Annotated in this window: 21 protein-coding genes, 1 tRNA gene and 1 pseudogene; 15 read left to right on the top strand and 8 right to left on the bottom strand. The window is 37.7% G+C overall.

Annotated features, from left to right (window positions below):
* The first annotated feature begins 6 nt into the window (after positions 1–6).
* The 6 genes from PBAT_RS11285 to PBAT_RS11260 all read left to right on the top strand — a co-directional run bounded on the left by PBAT_RS11285 (position 7) and on the right by PBAT_RS11260 (position 4,481).
* Entirely contained in the window at positions 7–849 is an 843-nt protein-coding gene (locus PBAT_RS11285) for a carbohydrate ABC transporter permease (RefSeq protein ID WP_084402977.1), read from the top strand.
* 29 nt (positions 850–878) lie between these two features.
* Positions 879–1,568, top strand: a complete 690-nt coding sequence (locus tag PBAT_RS11280; protein WP_068649539.1) for an N-acetylmannosamine-6-phosphate 2-epimerase — start codon at positions 879–881, stop codon at positions 1,566–1,568.
* 51 nt (positions 1,569–1,619) lie between these two features.
* A complete protein-coding gene (locus PBAT_RS11275; RefSeq protein ID WP_068649536.1) occupies positions 1,620–2,495 on the top strand; it encodes an ROK family protein in 876 nt (291 codons plus the stop codon).
* Between the two features lie 30 nt (positions 2,496–2,525).
* Positions 2,526–3,380 (top strand): MurR/RpiR family transcriptional regulator, encoded by an 855-nt coding sequence (locus tag PBAT_RS11270; protein WP_068649534.1) that lies wholly within the window; start codon positions 2,526–2,528, stop codon positions 3,378–3,380.
* 41 nt (positions 3,381–3,421) lie between these two features.
* Complete coding sequence (locus PBAT_RS11265) at positions 3,422–3,895, top strand: NanQ anomerase/TabA/YiaL family protein (protein ID WP_068649531.1); 474 nt, start codon at positions 3,422–3,424, stop codon at positions 3,893–3,895.
* A gap of 364 nt (positions 3,896–4,259) precedes the next feature.
* Positions 4,260–4,481 (top strand): DUF5342 family protein, encoded by a 222-nt coding sequence (locus PBAT_RS11260; protein WP_068649529.1) that lies wholly within the window; start codon positions 4,260–4,262, stop codon positions 4,479–4,481.
* Between the two features lie 151 nt (positions 4,482–4,632).
* Here PBAT_RS11260 and PBAT_RS24760 read toward each other — a convergent pair whose 3' ends face one another.
* Entirely contained in the window at positions 4,633–4,809 is a 177-nt protein-coding gene (locus PBAT_RS24760) for a YjfB family protein (RefSeq protein WP_084402975.1), read from the bottom strand.
* A 190-nt stretch (positions 4,810–4,999) separates the two neighbouring features.
* A complete protein-coding gene (locus tag PBAT_RS11255; protein ID WP_068649527.1) occupies positions 5,000–5,776 on the bottom strand; it encodes a DeoR/GlpR family DNA-binding transcription regulator in 777 nt (258 codons plus the stop codon).
* A 341-nt stretch (positions 5,777–6,117) separates the two neighbouring features.
* On the opposite strand from PBAT_RS11255, the gene PBAT_RS11250 reads away from it, so the two are divergent.
* Together PBAT_RS11250 and PBAT_RS11245 are read left to right on the top strand one after the other, a co-directional pair.
* Positions 6,118–7,080 (top strand): metallophosphoesterase family protein, encoded by a 963-nt coding sequence (locus tag PBAT_RS11250; RefSeq protein ID WP_068649525.1) that lies wholly within the window; start codon positions 6,118–6,120, stop codon positions 7,078–7,080.
* 22 nt (positions 7,081–7,102) lie between these two features.
* Positions 7,103–7,960, top strand: coding sequence for a DMT family transporter (locus PBAT_RS11245; protein WP_246168274.1), 858 nt, complete (start codon positions 7,103–7,105; stop codon positions 7,958–7,960).
* A 382-nt stretch (positions 7,961–8,342) separates the two neighbouring features.
* Here PBAT_RS11245 and PBAT_RS11240 read toward each other — a convergent pair whose 3' ends face one another.
* Entirely contained in the window at positions 8,343–8,594 is a 252-nt protein-coding gene (locus PBAT_RS11240) for a hypothetical protein (protein ID WP_068649523.1), read from the bottom strand.
* Between the two features lie 221 nt (positions 8,595–8,815).
* On the opposite strand from PBAT_RS11240, the gene PBAT_RS11235 reads away from it, so the two are divergent.
* Together PBAT_RS11235 and PBAT_RS11230 are read left to right on the top strand one after the other, a co-directional pair.
* Positions 8,816–9,751, top strand: coding sequence for a copper amine oxidase N-terminal domain-containing protein (locus tag PBAT_RS11235; protein ID WP_068649521.1), 936 nt, complete (start codon positions 8,816–8,818; stop codon positions 9,749–9,751).
* A 150-nt stretch (positions 9,752–9,901) separates the two neighbouring features.
* Positions 9,902–10,312 carry a hypothetical protein gene (locus PBAT_RS11230; RefSeq protein WP_068649519.1) on the top strand — a complete coding sequence of 137 codons (411 nt, stop codon included), beginning with the start codon at positions 9,902–9,904 and terminating at the stop codon, positions 10,310–10,312.
* Between the two features lie 70 nt (positions 10,313–10,382).
* Here PBAT_RS11230 and PBAT_RS11225 read toward each other — a convergent pair.
* Positions 10,383–10,826 (bottom strand): annotated as a pseudogene (locus tag PBAT_RS11225) (carboxymuconolactone decarboxylase family protein).
* Positions 10,827–11,226: 400 nt separating this feature from the next.
* Here PBAT_RS11225 and PBAT_RS11220 point away from each other — a divergent pair.
* A tRNA-Val gene (locus PBAT_RS11220) sits at positions 11,227–11,298 on the top strand.
* Positions 11,299–11,467: 169 nt separating this feature from the next.
* Here PBAT_RS11220 and PBAT_RS11215 read toward each other — a convergent pair.
* The 4 genes from PBAT_RS11215 to PBAT_RS11195 form a co-directional block, all read right to left on the bottom strand.
* Positions 11,468–12,826 carry a site-specific integrase gene (locus tag PBAT_RS11215; protein WP_068649517.1) on the bottom strand — a complete coding sequence of 453 codons (1,359 nt, stop codon included), beginning with the start codon at positions 12,824–12,826 and terminating at the stop codon, positions 11,468–11,470.
* 151 nt (positions 12,827–12,977) lie between these two features.
* On the bottom strand, positions 12,978–13,592 hold the full coding sequence (locus PBAT_RS11210) for a helix-turn-helix domain-containing protein (protein ID WP_068649515.1): 615 nt from the start codon (positions 13,590–13,592) through the stop codon (positions 12,978–12,980).
* A 793-nt stretch (positions 13,593–14,385) separates the two neighbouring features.
* Positions 14,386–15,084: an ImmA/IrrE family metallo-endopeptidase gene (locus tag PBAT_RS11200; protein WP_068649511.1), complete on the bottom strand. Its 699-nt coding sequence runs from the start codon at positions 15,082–15,084 to the stop codon at positions 14,386–14,388.
* A 17-nt stretch (positions 15,085–15,101) separates the two neighbouring features.
* Positions 15,102–15,479 (bottom strand): helix-turn-helix domain-containing protein, encoded by a 378-nt coding sequence (locus tag PBAT_RS11195; RefSeq protein ID WP_068649509.1) that lies wholly within the window; start codon positions 15,477–15,479, stop codon positions 15,102–15,104.
* 120 nt (positions 15,480–15,599) lie between these two features.
* On the opposite strand from PBAT_RS11195, the gene PBAT_RS11190 reads away from it, so the two are divergent.
* The 4 genes from PBAT_RS11190 to PBAT_RS11175 all read left to right on the top strand — a co-directional run bounded on the left by PBAT_RS11190 (position 15,600) and on the right by PBAT_RS11175 (position 17,856).
* Entirely contained in the window at positions 15,600–15,791 is a 192-nt protein-coding gene (locus PBAT_RS11190) for a helix-turn-helix transcriptional regulator (protein ID WP_068649507.1), read from the top strand.
* 273 nt (positions 15,792–16,064) lie between these two features.
* The gene (locus PBAT_RS11185) at positions 16,065–16,247 is read left to right on the top strand and encodes a helix-turn-helix domain-containing protein (RefSeq protein ID WP_068649505.1); all 183 of its coding nucleotides are present in this window, start codon (positions 16,065–16,067) and stop codon (positions 16,245–16,247) included.
* Positions 16,248–16,320: 73 nt separating this feature from the next.
* Entirely contained in the window at positions 16,321–17,100 is a 780-nt protein-coding gene (locus PBAT_RS11180; protein WP_068649503.1) for an ORF6C domain-containing protein, read from the top strand.
* Positions 17,101–17,202: 102 nt separating this feature from the next.
* Positions 17,203–17,856: a hypothetical protein gene (locus PBAT_RS11175; RefSeq protein ID WP_068649501.1), complete on the top strand. Its 654-nt coding sequence runs from the start codon at positions 17,203–17,205 to the stop codon at positions 17,854–17,856.
* The last annotated feature ends 10 nt before the right edge of the window (positions 17,857–17,866 follow it).

The following is a 17,866-nucleotide window of genomic DNA, read 5'->3' as shown; positions in this document are numbered from 1 at the left end:
AACATCATGGCTAAAATTAAAAACAAGAAAAAGTTGGAGAAATTTGATATTGTATCGAACATTTTCATCTTCCTCTTCGCTCTATTAAATCTTTTTCCACTATATTGGTTATTTACAAGTTCTCTAAAGAATAGTTCGGATGTTGTGAAGATGCCGCCGGATTGGTGGCCAACCTCAATTACGTTTTCAAATTACATGGATATATTCAGAGATCAACCCGCTTTAAAGTGGGCATTTAACAGTATGTACGTATCAGGTCTATCGACGATCATTGTCATTTCGATAGGTTCAATGGCTGCATATGCTTTCTCGAAAATCGAATTCAAGGGTAGAAATGTCATATATATTGTTTTTGTATCAAGCTTGATGATTCCTAAAGAAATTATGATCGTACCTTTATTTAGGATCATTCAAGATTTCGGTATGGTTAACACGTATAACGGAATGATTTGGCCAAACGTCGCTGCTGCATTTGGGGTATTTCTGTTAAAAGGATTCTTCGATACGACGCCAGCGGCATTAAGAGAAGCAGCTAGAATAGATGGAGCAAGTGAATGGAAAATATTCACCCGCATTATGTTACCCATCATTAAGCCTGGTATAGGTGCATTGTTTATTTTGAACTTCGTTCAAGTCTGGAATGATTACTTATGGCAGCTAGTTGTAGGGCAAGAGAAAGGTATGAAAACCTTGATGGTTGGTACTGCGACTTTAATGCAGGATCTGAATCCTAACTTTGCTTATAAGATGGCTGGAGCTACCGTTGCTGCCATTCCGATGTTAGTTATCTTCTTGTTATTCCAACGCTTTTTCACCAGTGGAATGACAGCTGGAGCAGTTAAAGAGTAAATCCAATAAAAAGTGTGGAGATGGTACTAATGAATACAGACAATAATGTCCTTAACAAGATAAAAGGAAAGTTGGTCGTCTCCTGTCAGGCATTACCTGAAGAACCATTGCACAGTCCATTTATTATGGGGAGAATGGCTTATGCTGCTTACTTGGGCGGTGCTTCGGGTATTCGAGCGAATAGTGTTGAAGATATTAAGGAAATTAAGACAACCGTTGATCTACCGATCATAGGAATTATTAAGAGTGTGTATGATGGTTCAGATGTGTTTATTACACCAACCATGAAAGAAGTAGATGAGCTTTATCGTGAAGGTGTAGATATCATTGCGATGGATGCGACAGACCGAGTAAGGCCTGATGGAACCACCATTTCCGAACTATTCCCACGTTTAAGAGAAGCTTACCCGGATCAGATATTTATGGCAGATTGCTCAACGTATGAGGAAGCGCTTAAGGCTGTTGAACTTGGATTTGATTGCATTGGGACAACATTAAGTGGTTATACAGAAGCTACACGTGGTAAGATTCTACCAGACTTTGAAATGGTAGAGAAACTCGTGAATACCATCTCGAAGCCTATCATCGCAGAAGGTGGGGTCTCCACTCCTGAAGAGTTGAAGAAAATGTTTGATTTAGGCGTGTATTCATCCGTTGTCGGATCAGCGATCACAAGACCGATGGAGATTACCCAAAGATTTATGAAGGCTATTCAATAATGATATGTATAAGTCCTTATCTCTGATATATTAGGAAGGGTCGAAGGGGATATGAAGATCGTAGCGGCAGATATTGGAGGGACGAATACCAAGATTTGTATGTGTGATGAGCTAGGGAATATCGAGCAATTTAAAGAGTACGCAACAGAGAGTAATAAGGGCGGCCCACATGTCATCCAAAGATTACTTGATAAAATAGGTGAGTATGATGACTTTGATGTGATTGCCATCAGTACCGCCGGACAAGTGAACTCAGAAGAAGGATATATCGTGTTTGCTAATGAAAATATACCTATGTATACTGGCATGAAGATCAGGGACATCGTTGCTAATCAATTTAATAAACCTGTTAAGGTAGAAAATGATGTGAACTCGGCTGCGTTAGGGGAAACATACTTTGGTGCAGCCCAGTCATTTAATGATTTCTTATGTCTGACTTTTGGTACGGGGATCGGTGGTGCTATCGTCATCAATCGTCAGTTATATAAAGGCGCTAATGGTGTGGCGGCTGAGTTCGGCCATATCTTTACTCATTCGTTATCGGAAACAATGGATGGGGGAAGAAAATCTTTTTATGAAACATATGCTTCAACGACTGCCTTAGTGAAAATGGCAACGGAGATAGATCCGGCATGTGTAAATGGGAAAGTGATATTTGAGAAATTAAGCCATGGAGATAAAGAACTTGAACGGATCTTACATTCGTGGGTTGATGAAGTATCTGCTGGCTTAGCTTCGTGCATTCATATCTTTAATCCTGCAGCTATTATCGTAGGAGGCGGAGTGATGGAACAAGATCACTTAGTTCAACTCGTAGAGGCAAGAACCAAAGAATTAATCATGCCAAGTTTTTCGAATGTGAAGATCCTTAAGGCTTCTTTAGGGAATAAAGCAGGTGTACTAGGAGCGGCATCTTTATATTTATAATGAATTTTTGATAAAGAAAGGAGGGATATTGTGCGTACGATCAGTATTTTTTCTTCCATTCATTCCAAGTATAACAACTTGACGAATACGGAGAAAAAGGTAGCAGACTATGTCTTGGAAAATACTAAAAGCGTAGTGTACATGTCGATTACTGACCTTGCGGATGAATGTGGCGTAGGTGAATCAAGTATATTTCGATTTTGTAAATCATTGAGTTATAAGGGATATCAGGAGTTCAAGATTGCACTTGCTCATAGTATTGCAGTGGAGAATGAAATACCTCAATTGACGGACCAAATTCTAATGAATGATACGATAGCACAAGTGGCTTCAAAGGTATTATCAACCAATATAAGTGCATTGAACGAGACAAATAATCTTTTAGACGTAGAATCTATTGATAAGGCAATTGACTATTTAATCGAAGCGGAACGTGTACAATTCTTTGGCGTTGGTTCTTCTTTAATAACCGCAATGGAAGCCAAAATTAAATTTATGCGAATTACGAACAAAACAGAATGCTCCATGGATTCCCATCTCCAGATGATGTCCGCGGCGCTTATGACCAAGCGTGATGTTGCTGTTATTATTTCTTATTCTGGTTCAACGAAGGATTCTATTGAAGTGGCTAGAAAGGCGAAGGAACGCGGGGCCATTGTTATATCGATCACTAGATTTGTGAAGTCCCCGTTAACATCTTACTCAGATCTTACTCTACTTTGCGGAGCAAATGAAGGTCCACTACAAGGTGGATCATTATCTGCAAAGATTTCTCAACTTTACTTGCTGGATGTGTTGTATGTTGAATATTTCAAAAGAACCAATGAGCTATCCATTGTGAATAAGGAAATTACAGCTACGGCAGTGAGTGAAAAATTGCTGTAAGCTAATACAGATGTGAATATATTCAGATAGGGGACTAGAACATGATTGTAGGGTCATTATCATCGTGGGAAGAACACTGTAAATATGAGCATTCGGTTATTGTGCAGGCCATTGAGGAACTGAAGAAAATAGTGAACGAGAATCCTGATGTAGGAAAAATTGAGATTCGTGGCAATGAAATGTACGCTTCGGTTATGGAATTCGAATCCAAATCGCGAGATGAGCAGGTTGCTGAGAAGCATGAGTCATATATTGATGTCCATTATCTTATTGATGGTGAAGAAACCATTGGCTGGTCACCGATGCGAGAAGGTTTGGAACCTACGAAACCTTTTGATAGCGAGGGAGATTATGCATTATATGATCCTCAAGCAGATGAAATATTGTTACCCATGAAGACTGGGATGTTCGCCGTCTTTTTCCCACATGATATTCACAGACCTAGTATGGGCAACGGGGAGAAAATAAAGAAGATCGTTATTAAGATTCATGTTGGATTATTATTGAATTCATAACATCAATTGATAAGCCTTACACACAAAAGCTGACCCTGTTAATCACATGGCGTCGGCTTTTTGGGTAGAAGAAATGCCGTATCATCTTTATTTCAGTAATTGTCTCACCGTTTTTTAGTGTTTCCTAACCTTAATATAATCTCTCTTTAAGGTTCACCATCTAATATAAAGACATCCCCTATTAATAATATATAAAAAGGATCTGCTAGATATTGCTAGCAGATCCTTTTTGCGTATATTAGTATTCATTTTTCGTAGCTTATTCAGGCTTCAGTTTGTACTTGTTGTCGGTAGTACATTATTTTATCTCAATGTGGGGAAGATATTACCTAATATAAAAGTATCTATAGGGGAGGGTATTGCTATGATTGACGATTTCAAGGTGAAAATATCATTAGAAGGTACGATAAACAGTCATTGGCATTTTACTGCAAGTAAGGATGGTATTGATTTCAATGGCCATTACGATGGGGGAGAGATCTATTGGTTCCGACCAATACCGGAAGATCATTATAGAGATCAAATGGAAGAATCTATTCATGATTTCATGGCTCATCGTGAACCATTGGATAGTGAAATAAGGTAATGGTTCGTCAAAAGGCTACATGGCGTATGTATCGGTCATGTAGCTTTTTATTACAGATTAGTTGGTTAGCACTGTAGTGCAAAGAATAGGTTGGTAGTAAGAAATCGATCACTCACTAGGGAGGAGGGTTAGGACCTCCCCATAGAACTTCCTAAGCTTTGATGTCGATATTACCACCTAAATTGGGTTGAACGCTCTGCTCCAACATTTTAACTAAAGCTTGAGACTCTCCACTGGCTTGATCCTTTGACATCTTGAGAACGGAGATACCAACGGCTTGTTTTAAGTTGCTTTGAGCTAACCCAATTGAAAGTGCAGCGATGTCCATGGTGTCTACCTCCTCGATTGAATGAACTACATTAATATTATCGGTTAATTGCTATTGAAAGATTAATAGAACTAGAGTAAGGAAAACTGAGATTTATTTAAAGATGAGCTAAATAGGCTAACGTCGATTGAATACGACGTTAGCCTTTATTAGATTCATCTCAAATAGACTAGTAGAGCACCTGTGCAACCTAACCTTTCTCACATAGAAGTATCTCAACATCAAGTTGTTGAAGTGCATCAATCCACTCCCTAGAACATTTCGAATCGGATAATATCATGGATATTTGCTCGATAGGAGCAATTTGAGCAAAGGTGGTAACTCCGAATTTGGAATGATCTACTACAAGAATGGACTCTTCTGTTCGCTGCATCATTTTACGTGATAGCAGAGCCTCTTCCAAATTGTAATCGGTAATGCCATCAGAGAGAGAGACCCCTCCTGCTGAAATAAAGGCCTTATTTACCTTTAACTGGTCCAGCAGTTGATGAGTGATTGCTCCTGTGGCGGCCTGATAGCTAGCATTCACCTCGCCCCCGACAAAAATAACTTTACCTTGAAATTCTTCCAGAGCAGAAGTCAAGATAGGTACAGAGTTTGTAATAACGGTCACATCAGCACGGTCTTTAAGCTGACGCATAATTTCTAGCGTTGTTGTGCCATTGTCCAGTATCACTGTTTCACCATGCTGAATAAGTGAAACTGCAAGCTTGCCAATCGCCTGCTTTTCACTTCGCTGCATCTGGGAACGCTTCAGAAATGTCGGCTCGATCATTTCTGATCGCATCAGTACTGCTCCTCCGTAAACTTTTCTCAGTCGTCCTTCCTTCTCCAGTCGGTCTAGGTCCCGACGTATGGTCTCTGTGGATACATTAAATAACTTTGCCAGAGCATGAACCTGCACCTTTCCGTCCGTAACAAGCTGATCGAGAATCGTTTGCCGCCGTTCTTCATAAGTTAAGGACATGAATGATTCCTCCAGTTATAGCTATTTCAATAGTTTTGTGTGTTTTGTTGTTGTTTTCACTTAGTTTATTAGCCTGTATTAGACTTGTCAAGTCAGACGGGGTTTCGGTTACTTTCGTATTTATTATTGGAAAATCACTTTTGGGTTTCGCTATTGATTATACCTGTTTCACAAGATTAATATCATAACAATTGTATTTTTTTATATATTAACTTAATGTGAAAAATGAATTGACAGATTATAAATCCGGGGATAGAATCAACTGAAAACCACATAAAAACTCATAAATCAACACTGGGTAATATACTATATGAGTTATATGACTTAGGGGGAGACTTTTGATGAATCGCAGTTTATCTTTTCGGAAAGATGGAACTTTTAAAATGGTTCAGTTTACAGATATTCATTGGATGGACGGAAGGGACGAGGATCAGCGTTCCCGTAAATTGATGGATTCTATATTAGATGCGGAGCAACCGGATCTAGTTGTATTTACGGGAGACATCATATACACCGGTCCTGTCTCACCCGAAGATGTTGAATGTGAAGACCCGCAACAGGCTTTCCATGATGCTGTTGCTACCGTTGAAGGACGTGGTTTTCCGTGGGCTTTTGTGTTTGGTAATCATGATACAGAAAGCCGAATTACCCGTGAAGAGCTGATGCAAGTGGCATTAACATATGAGCATACCATTGCAAAGTCCGGTCCTGTAGACGTTTCAGGTTCGGGTAATTATACAGTTGAGCTTGTAGATTTGCAAGGAACTCCAGCAGCTAATCTTTATTTTTTAGATTCAGGAAGTTACTCCCCGTATGAGCATGTAGCAGGCTATGACTGGATTAAGCGGGATCAAATCAACTGGATGATAGATGAATCCTCGCGACTTAACCCACATGGCATTGAAAATAAGCTTCCTGCTCTTGCTTTCTTTCATATTCCGATACCTGAGTATCAAGAAATGTGGGATACAGAAGTTTGTTATGGACATAAATTCGAGCAGGTTTGCTGTCCTGCTGTCAACTCGGGACTGTTCACAGCTATGCTTGAAATGGGAGATGTGATGGGTACCTTTTGCGGACATGATCATACCAAGGATTATTACGGTACGTTGCATGGTATTAAACTTTGCTATGGACGGGCTAGCGGATACAATACATATGGTAAAGAGGGATTTATGCGGGGAAGTCGTGTCATTCAAATGACGCTGGGACAGCATGAATTTGACACTTGGCTTCGACTGGAAGATGGTTCCGTTGTACATGAACAGCCGACTCATGATCCAAATATTGAGACAGAACGTTAATCTTCTAAGGGGCTGACATCCATTGTTTCTTGCTATTATCCTAGTTATTGCTTCCGGGATGGCTCACGCTATCTGGAGCATATTGACTAAGAGGAGCTGTAATAAGAGCGTATTCTTGTGGTCAATTACAATGGTTACAACCATCCTACTCTTGCCAGTGTTGATTACAGAGTTGTGGTGGCACCCAATGACTGCGGGCTCTTATGGTCTATTGTTGCTTTCTTTCACTTTGCAGGCAATATACTCATGGCTCTTGTCACAAACCTATGAACTTGGTGATTTATCACAAATCTATCCGATCATGAGGGGGACAAGCACCCTGCTTATACCGATCATAGGTGTTCTCTTTCTTAGCGAATCACTATCTGCGCTTGGATGGTTCGGGATTCTCTGTATGCTTGGGGGGTTCATCCTTCTTAGTAGAATGGGATCACGCAGGAAACCAGCCAACCTACAGATGCATGGTATGAAGCCTATTTTGATGGCATTATGTGTAGGGTTATGCACAACCTGCTATGTATTCGTCGACAAGCTAAACTTACAACATATTTCACCACTTGGATTACTAGAAGTAACCAATATTGGTTTTGTAGTCGGTCTGACCCCAGCTGTTCTTACGTCTCGAAAGATATGGGAGGAATGGAGGATCAACAAATCTACCATGATGCTCGGAGCCATTTTGAACCCGGGATCCTATCTGCTGTTTCTCTTCGCGATGCAACGTGCGCCAATGGCGCAGATCAGCTCTCTACGGGAAATAGGAACTGTATTTGCCACATTCCTTGGTGTGCTGTTCCTGAAGGAACAGCAGGGATTGAGACGAATTTCCTGTTCTATATTCATATTCTGCGGTATCCTACTCATTGGAATATGGGGGTAGTATTCAATAACATAAACAAATACCCCGTCGATCTTATTAAGATTGTCGGGGTATTTATTAGGTCCAGGAAAGGTTGCGTGTACGGTTAGGATATAAGTTACAGGAACCCTATAACAAGCAGAGGATGGACAAGTGAAACATGAGTAACAACAGTGTCTTCAAAATAAATACCCTATGTATGGTACAAGAATGTAAAACATGGATCGAAGGTAATGACATGAAACTGTGAAGACGGGTGTTGTTCATAGAAATGCAGTTGGCATAGGCGTTAGTGAATTATTAAAAGGAGAAAGAATATCGATTCCTCCTCCTGACTGTATCGCTTTACAAATAAAAAATTTATTCCCCACATGTATACTGCTATGAGAACTTGGCCTAATGATTACGGATTACGTTGTAACAATAAGTACCCACTGATATTTGAAGTTTTTTTGCTGTATACCACTTTAAATCCAATATCATGATCCAACAAACAATTTAAGGCGTTAATAAGCAATCCCTTAGGTACCAATTGAGCCCTACATGGTTTAGCACTTCCGATAATACGTACAGATGCAATTCTACGTGCAGAATCGGGAACCAAAGGGTTTCTTGTCCATGTAATCAACACTAAATCATCTTGCTTAACAGCCACTCAGATCGCCTCTTTTCTATCTTAGCTACCCTTTATCAAATGCAAAGCAGATATTAGATGTGCTAAAAAAGGCGAAGTTTTTCACTGGATAATTATGAATATTCCAAAATGATGATGCACGATCTACATTGAGTTATAAAGATATCAGACTTATAGACAAGACTATATACCTACTAATCTTGTAATGGTATGATTAGGAAAATTTATTGGTGGAGGTAAATATGAAGAAGTTTATATTTAGTATTATTGGGGTTTTAATAGTGTGTAGTAGCTTGGTCTTTAACGGAGTGGTATCAGCAGAAGATACCACGTCTTCAGTACTCAATGGTAGTGGGGTTATTATCAAAAATACTACCTTGATACCTGCGGCAGAATTTATGAAAGCAATAGGAGGACAGGTAGTAATCAATGAAAAGAAAGAAATTACATTAAGTTATTTAAGTACAAATATTCTGATACAAGTCAATTCTAAATATGCAAAAATCAACAATGTTAAGACGTTTTTTAATATACCTTCTCAAATTATTGATGGTAAATTAATGATACCTTTACAACTCGTGAAGAGCGCTTTCAAGTTAGATTATTCTGTTAACTACGGTACTACTTATTTGGGTGGGCAATACTTAGAATCTATCGTTGTTAATACGGACAAAGTAAGTGTAACGATTATGATTAATGATATTTATGAGAGGTTCCAGGATTTAATAGTAGGTAAGGCGTGGCTATGGACTACCAATGTATATATTGAAGATTTATCAGGAAATCCTATATATGATGGTATAGACAATTTAGCAGAGGTAGATGTAACAGCTGTGAAAAGAAATGAGGATTCAGATTACATAAACGTTTATTTGATCCATAAAGGAAGAAATCTTGTAGCCATAATCAAAGATGACGGTTCCAAGATAAGTTTTTTTGTGAAAAGCCCCTTTAAACGATATAAATTTTCTCAGAAGCAATGGAACGAAATTAAGCAAACGACTATAAGTATTGGTATGACTGAAGAAATGGTGTATTTATCATGGGGACCGTTTACACGTCAATCTACTGATACATATGGATGGGGAACAAGTTCAATGTGGGTATATGAGTATGATGACGGATTAGCCGATTATCTTTTCTTTTATGATGGTGTGTTAACGAGTATGTCAGAGTAATTCAAACATATTCAATCAAGCCTAAGATCTAGCTTTTTGAGACTTAAAGCATTGGAATATAGCTGCTGCTTTTTGGTATCCAATTCGTTTGTACTAAGAGGGGATGTCTTTCTAATGTCGAAATGTAACAATGACAGGGAGGTGTAGAAAATGAATGATGAAACCGAGATGGTTTCGGAGGGAACGGATCCATTTTTAAAAGATGAAATATTAATATGGCTTGTAGAAAATTGCAATCAGATTAATTCTAGGTTGGGGATAACCTTATTGATTGGTGGCAGTGTCGTAACAGGGACATTGATATCCGGTAAGAGTTATATTAATGGAGTAGTTTCTGAATTATATGAACTAGGAGAAACCACAATTGCTAGTTATTACCGAGAATTCGGAGAAGAAGTATATGGAGATACAAGTCTCGAAGACGAACAAATTACTCCAGAAATGATTCATTTAAACGACGCACAGATTTTAGATGGCGCTGCGGTTCGCAATGTTGGATGGTGGAGAGGTAAGATAAGCTCAGTTGATGGATATTCAATTGGGGGTATAAAAAATAATTAAGAAGAAAAAGTCGCTCAAAATGAGCGGCTTTTATATTAAATCAACATTAAAAGGTGTTCATTGAGAGTAATTATTTTTCAGTTGCTGTATTACCCATTGCTATAGAAATTCTATTCCAACTGTTGATTTGATTGATGATTAGAACAAGATCAACATATTGTTTCTCATCATATTGTTCACGTACTCGCTTATATAGGTCTTCTGGAACTCTTTTGGTAGGGATTAGAGTAATATGCTCAGATAGTTCGAGAGCAACCTTCTCTTCAGGTGTATAAAAAGTACATTCATTCCAAACATTTAAACAATAAATTCGTTGTTCAGTTTCACCCATTTTTCGAGCATCGGATGCATGCATATTTATGCAGAAGGCACAACCGTTAATTTGAGAGACTCTAATTTTGATAAGTTATCTTGTAGTTCGATGAATTGTAGACTTTTTGGTGTACATCTCCATATCCATCATAATTTTCATACCATCAGGTGCAACTTCATTGTAGGGAACTCTTTGACTCATTAGGCAAGACTCCTTAAGGTTTAATTTATTAATATTATAACAGCATTATACCATTATTACTCCATTATACGAACATTTGTACTATATTTTTGTTTGGAAATTAAATTAAGAGAAATATAACTTGTAAAAAACTAGTTAGTAGCTTCGTAGTAAGAAGATATACGCAACTGGATAAATTGGGGGTCATGTTGCCCATGATGGCAGGGATTATACAATTAGTAAGCTCTTGTATTTAGGAACTTGCCCGAAGGAACACATCGACATATTCTAACTAAAGAAAGCAGTGGAATTGTACATAAGAACCCAGACATATCAACGATTATTTCAATAAAATGATATTGACAGTAATTACGGCTACTGGTATGATAAATATTGTCTCAAAAGAAATGAATACCATTTAGATCTGTTAGCTCAGCGGGAGAGCACTATCTTGACAGGGTAGGGGTCACTGGTTCGAATCCAGTACAGATCATCACTAAGAGCCCTTGATATACAAGGGCTCTTTTATTTGTCCGTAATTTAGAGTGACTCCACAAAAAAAATCGTTTGCCGCAAAACTGCCGCAAAAATTTATGCTAAAGTATAATAAATAAACAAAATTAAAGACAAATTTAGACGTTTAGAGGTGGTAATTCTTCTGACTATTTAACCAACTTTAAATGTGGTGGTTTTGATTGATCCTCACTATCGAGAGGAGTTCCATCCTTACGAGCGAATTTATCAAATTTACCAGATGTCCGTTTTTTAACCTTCTTCGTTAAGTGAACGTAAATATCAGCAGATGTAGAGAGTCTTGAATGACCAAGCCTTTTTTGGATAGCCATTAATATATGGTCAATCTGTGATTCGTCTTCATCCTCAATGAGAAGGGTACCCATGCTGTGGCGTAGTCCGTGGAACTTGATATACCTTATACCTCGACGTTTACAGAATCTTTCCCACCAACGAGAAGGGTGTTTGTAGTAATATGGCGTTCCGGTACCGTTATGAAAGACAAATTTACGATCTTCACCTTCCCATTTATCCCTAAGGTTTTCTTTTTCTTCTTCCCATTCCTGATAATACAATTGCAACTCTTCCATATACCATTCAGGCATATCAACGGTGCGGATGGAACTTAATGATTTTGGATCCTTTTCAACTGCCTTACCATCCTTAGTCATTGGGATGTTATTCTCAATCGACATACTATTCTCATTAAAGAATACAGACGGCCATTCTAGGGCCACAAGTTCTCCGCGACGAAACCCACCAATCATTGATCCGAGTATAAATAGCCGCCATTTCCGTGATTCGCTGTATAAAGCGTCAACCACAGCTTGTGCTTCATCTTCGTTGTAATACTGAGGATTATTTTTTTGCTCCAGTTGTTTTCGTTTCTTAGTTTCATTATCTGGGGTTGGCTTCTTAATTCCGCTCATTGGATTTGATGAAATCATCTTCCACTCAACGGCTCGAGATAGTATGTTTTTAAGCACTCTATATATGTAACCGATAGTACCGGAATCTAAGGGCTTTGGTTCGATCTCACTTGAGAGTTCCGTCTCTTCTGGTGTACTTGATAATTCCACAGGTATCTTTGACTTGTGGTAACCTAATCGTGCTCCTGGCTTCTCTAAGGCTTTCAGGAAGTCTAGTATCAGACCAGGCTTAACTTGCTCAAGATATAAGTGTCCAAAGGTGGGGATCAATCGGGATTCAATATGACTCTCATAAACATCAAGAGTTGTGGGAGAAAGGTTAGCAGTTGCATAATTGTTTTTCCACATATCAATGAATTCTTTGAATATCATCTTTCCAGGCGTTATGTACTCCCCAGTTTCTAATTCCTGCTTAAACTTTGCATATTCAAACTCAAGATGCTCCTGAAGCTTCTTAGGACTCATCTTTTCAGTCACTTCAATACTCTTGTACCGTCTTATATATTTATTGTTCGGACCCTTCCCCAGGCTTACAGTAAACTCCCATGTATTTGTACCACGCTGCCTAAAGTTAGCCATGCTTTTTCCTCCTTTTTAAATATATGTACTAGCGAATTAAGCGAATTAGCGAATTAACTACTACAAACCCTTATGTATCAATGGTTACAGTCATTTGGTGATGTGCGCATTAACTGCGTATTAATGTGCGAATTAAATAACAAATGATTATTTAATTAAAAAGGTTGTCTAATCCATCATCTTGAGAAAGATGAAAATCCATAATTTCCTGTTCAATAAACTGATCATCTAAAAATTTTATTTCCATAGAATTTTTCGTTATCTTAACAGGAACATCATAGCTGTTGTTTAACTCATTAACTGCAAATTCATTGATCGCATTAAAGATTTCTTGTCTAAAGATCAGAGGGATTTTCTCGAGACTAGACTTGTTTTTAACAGGAAATATAATTTGTATCCGGTCGGGATAATGATCTGTATTCAATAATCCTTTTAATGTTATTACTGATTCATTATAAAAGACTTCTACTTCGTAGTAACTGGAATATTGAACTATATTTAATACTCCGTTAGGCATTCTCTCGATTTTTTTCTTATAAGGATTAGTGAATATGAAATTAACCCCTATATCGGCATATGAAAATAATTGGCATGGGGTAACATCTAATAGTTTACAAATCGCGTCCATTGTATCGAATTGAATTCCCTTTCCAGTATTGTTTTGCAAAGCACTTAGCGTATTGCGTGATAACCCCGTTCTCTCAGACATTTCAGAAACGTTAATACCTCTTTCAGCCAATAGAACTGCTAAATTACATTTTATCATTTTTCATCACCTTTTCATCACTTTTGCTTTATAGTATATACAATTTGCTTAAAGTATTCAATATTACGTATTGACACAATATTCATCATTTGTTATCTTATAATTAATCGAATTGCTCAGACATATGAACAATTTGTTGTATATGATTATATTTATGCTCTGTAATCGGTAATTTTGATTTTGGTAATAAGAAGGTGAACAAAACAATGGACAATCTGCAATACAGAGCAAAGAAGCATACTGCAAATCAGATTATTGACTCTAAGCATGGCAGGTGTGAAACATGTACTGTGTAATTCAGAAGATCATTAATAAGAAAGCTAATCCATTCGGAGCATACAAGGAATTGACTGTGGACACGTTCTCTTATTCGGTAAATGGTAAGTTGCCAAACGTTAAATACACCCATAATTTTACAAAATATCTAAACACAAGAGTTATAGAGAAGATGGAAAGGCAAAGAAGAGGTAATAGGTTATTTGTACGATGGATTACTACAGGTTAGTTGATTTGTGGACGTATTAACAGCAATTTCAAGGAGGTGAAATAAATAAAAAAGTCACTTTAACGGGTATTTGAAACTGCTAATTTGATCGGCGCATCATCTACGGCGATCTATAGTACGGGAAGTGAATGATAGATCATATATGTAAGGGTTTTGTGACGCATTATTTTTCATCGAAGTAGGGTGTGTGGTGAGTATACGCAAGTAAAACTGGCTTAGGTTAGAAATCGCTAGAATCCAAATTCTTTAGGTGATTTTGGTAATAACCACGTTACGAGAAAGGAAAGTCTAGAGGGGAATACCTTTAAGTTGTGAATTTACTATTTCTTCCAAACGAAGAACCTCTGATCTTACTGCCGGAGTATATCCAAACATAAATACGATATTGAAAATTGAAGCTTTTTCTTGACTTTTGGTTTTTGAACATTCTACGTAATTTTCTATTATGAGTAGGCTTTCTTTTTTGTTAAGACTAAGTTTCTGTTTTAAATAAGTAACTAGTCTCCAATGTAAGCATTCATATGAAACTCTAGTAATTTTTGCAATTCGAAAAAAGTTGTATCTATAGCTAAACATTAAGCTTAACACATCCTGCGGAAGTAATAGTTCGGCAGCAAAAGCATTTGCCTGTTGTTCAAAAATCAAGTTACTGTTATCGAGCATATTTGTAGTTTCATCAACAAATTGAGATTGTTTATCTTTGTGCAAATAATAATGTCCAAGTTCATGAGCGATCGTGAAATTTCTCTTTTCCTCTGAGTGAGAACTATTGTGTACAATTGTTTTCTCTGATTCATCTAGGATTAACATTCCACAAAATAAATCATTTCTAAATAGATGTGCGTCTAATTGAATCTGATTTTCTATTAGGAGAGTCATAAGGATGTAATCTGATCTGTAGGTAATGAGATCATGATTTTTGTTTTTATAATATTTATTGAATAACGAGGATGCTATTGTGATTGGTTCAATAAAATTAGAGTTCATTTATGATCTCCGATCAATTAGTCTCTGTCTTTAAGTATGCGCGCTTTTCTGAACTTGAAGTATTCTTCCATATCTTCTGCAAGAGCCTCTTTTTCATTTTGAGTTAAGTCGTTACTATTGGATCTCAACCAGGCTCGGATGCTCGAGGGAGTCTCTTTCTCAATATCTTCGTTATGGTCATCATTAAGCCCTAAGAGATAATCAGATGTAACATTAAAAAAATTTGCTAAGGTAGCAACCATTTTGGAGTCGGGATCTCTGTTCCCTGTCTCCCACATAGCTACTAAACTTGTTGATTTTCCTATTTCTTCTGCAAGCTCTGATTGTTTAAGATTACGTTTTTTTCGAAGTTCAGCAATTTTTTTGCCTAAAGTAGTGGGTTTAATTGGGAACACTCCATTCTAACGAAAATAAAATCACTAAAAGTGAGTTTTAGCAGTTGACTAATCACAAATAGTGAGTTATTCTTGGGTTATGAAATCACAAATAGTGTTTTTTGATAAGGGGGTGAGAACATGAATGATGCTTTAGTGAGTGCAAGAAAGACCCTTGGTTTAACTATTTCAGATGCCGCAAGCAGTATAGGTATTTCTCATGGAATGCTAGCCATGCTTGAATCAAGAAAAAGAAAAGGTAGTGATGATACTAAGATTAAGGTATCTAAATTTTACCATAAATCTATCGAAGAACTTTTCTATACCTATTAAATCACATATAGTGATTATTTGCAATACATTTTTATTAGGTTTTACTATGATTATCGTTATTTTCTTGAAATACAAATAACGGACGAACTGGTAATAACCGGAGTTTTGATGGTGGCTGAGAAGTTCGGTAAGGAACACGATTAACTGATTCCCAAGATAGTTGAAGTTATAGGAAGCTAAAGGGGTGCTCTGAATCATATTTTGTTGGCGGAGAAGTAGATGTTTTAAAGCAATTCAAGATGATGCCAACGTAAATTTAAGGAGGTGATATAAATGCGGAAAATAACATTAACAGTAAATGAAGTAGCTGAGTTGATCTCAGTGTCCACCACCACTATATACGCCATGGTTAGAGAAAAACAGGTGCCACATATAAAAATTCGAGGGCGTATCTTATTTCATCGGGAAGTAATTGAAGCTTGGTTACGCGGTGAGTCACAAGGGAATCAGGCCTAAGGCAAAAATGATCAATGCAACTAATTTTATTGGTGGGTATTGAAAAAATACTTGAATGAGAAGGGATGAAGCAATGAGTAAAAGTGATGCATTGATAGAAAGCAAGTCGTTGAGAGAATCCGTGATTGATCGTAGTGAGGTTTTAGACAAGGTAAAGAAACTTTCGCTATTACCTGATGATGTGAATGCTTCAATTGATCAGGTTACAGCCTACTACGAAGTAGGCAAAGAAGCGATTAATTCTCTTATTAAAGATAATCGCGAAGAATTGGAGTCTGATGGACTCAAGGTTCTAACTGGAATGGAATTAACAAAATTTGCTAAGTCCTTCGAGGACATTGCAATTATTGGGAAAATGACTCGTTCTTTAACAATCATACCACGCCGGGCAATTCTGAGAATCGGTATGTTATTGAGAGATAGTTTAATTGCCAGAGGTGTACGAGACTATTTATTGAACCGAGAAGCAAATCCTTATTCAGGTCTTAGTCCAGAAGTCAGAGCTATATTCGTAATGGATGATAAGGTTCAGAAATTGGATACACGGATTGAAACATTGGAAAACAAGACAACTATTGATTATGGCCAGCAACAAAGATTAAAAAAGGCGGGTAACGCAAAGGCAATTTCCGTTCTTGGCGGGAAGAAATCAGCAGCTTACCAAAATAGTAGCGTTCGTAGCAAGGTCTACCAGGCTATGTGGAACGACTATCAGGAGTATTTCGATACCAACTCCTATAGCAATACATTTACGAAGGACTATGAGCAGGGATTGCAATATGTACCGCACTGGACCCCACCAAATAACTTGATGAGGGAGATCGAGAGAGAAAATGGTCAAACGCTGTTTTGATATGACCCTTCCAGAACTGGCGCGACTATGGTTCGATCATCCCTTTCAACATGCAATTATTATTAGAAATATAAAAAAGCAATCTAAAGGAGCAAATTAATCATGTCAACTACTCAAATGATCAAATCCGATGTTAGCGAAGCACTACACCTTTTCGAAGTGATGGGAAAATATAATGTACCTTGTAGCTTGGAATTAAAGCTAGACGGCTTATGTGATCCATTTGTAGGCATTTCTACTCAACCTGTTAAAGCGGAATACCTAGAAACATTCGATGGAGAAGGCAGAGGGGATTCGTTGATTGTTCACCTTGGGGGATCAGAATTCTGTTTTGAGCTAAATCTATCAGTCTCTAAACATATCACAGATTGTCAAATTACGCTTTGCATCGTTAGTGATAAATACGCAGCTTGGTTCAGCAGTGATGTAATTTTGCCAGAAGGTATTGAAGATGCCAAAGACTATAAAGAAGCTGAGGATTACCATGGTGAGCCTCGTGATATAACTATGGACGTTACAAAGCAGGAAAATGAATTAATCGAGTTCGTACGCACCCTTGATTTTGGAGACACGATTAATGCTACAGCAGCGTTATACAGTGAAGCAGAGAAAGTAAGAGGAACACGTAATGCATCCAGACCTGAGCTTACTGTTGAATTTATAGAATGCGCTAGACGGTTGGACGAGCTAAGTAAACTTATTGCAATGGCAAATGATGATTATCGTTCAGAAATATCAATAATGGAGAAAGACTGAGGATGAGTAA

Source organism: Paenibacillus antarcticus, assembly GCF_001637225.1.
GTDB classification, from domain to species: Bacteria; Bacillota; Bacilli; order Paenibacillales; family Paenibacillaceae; genus Paenibacillus_AQ; species Paenibacillus_AQ antarcticus.
This window is presented reverse-complemented; position numbering and strand designations above follow the sequence as displayed.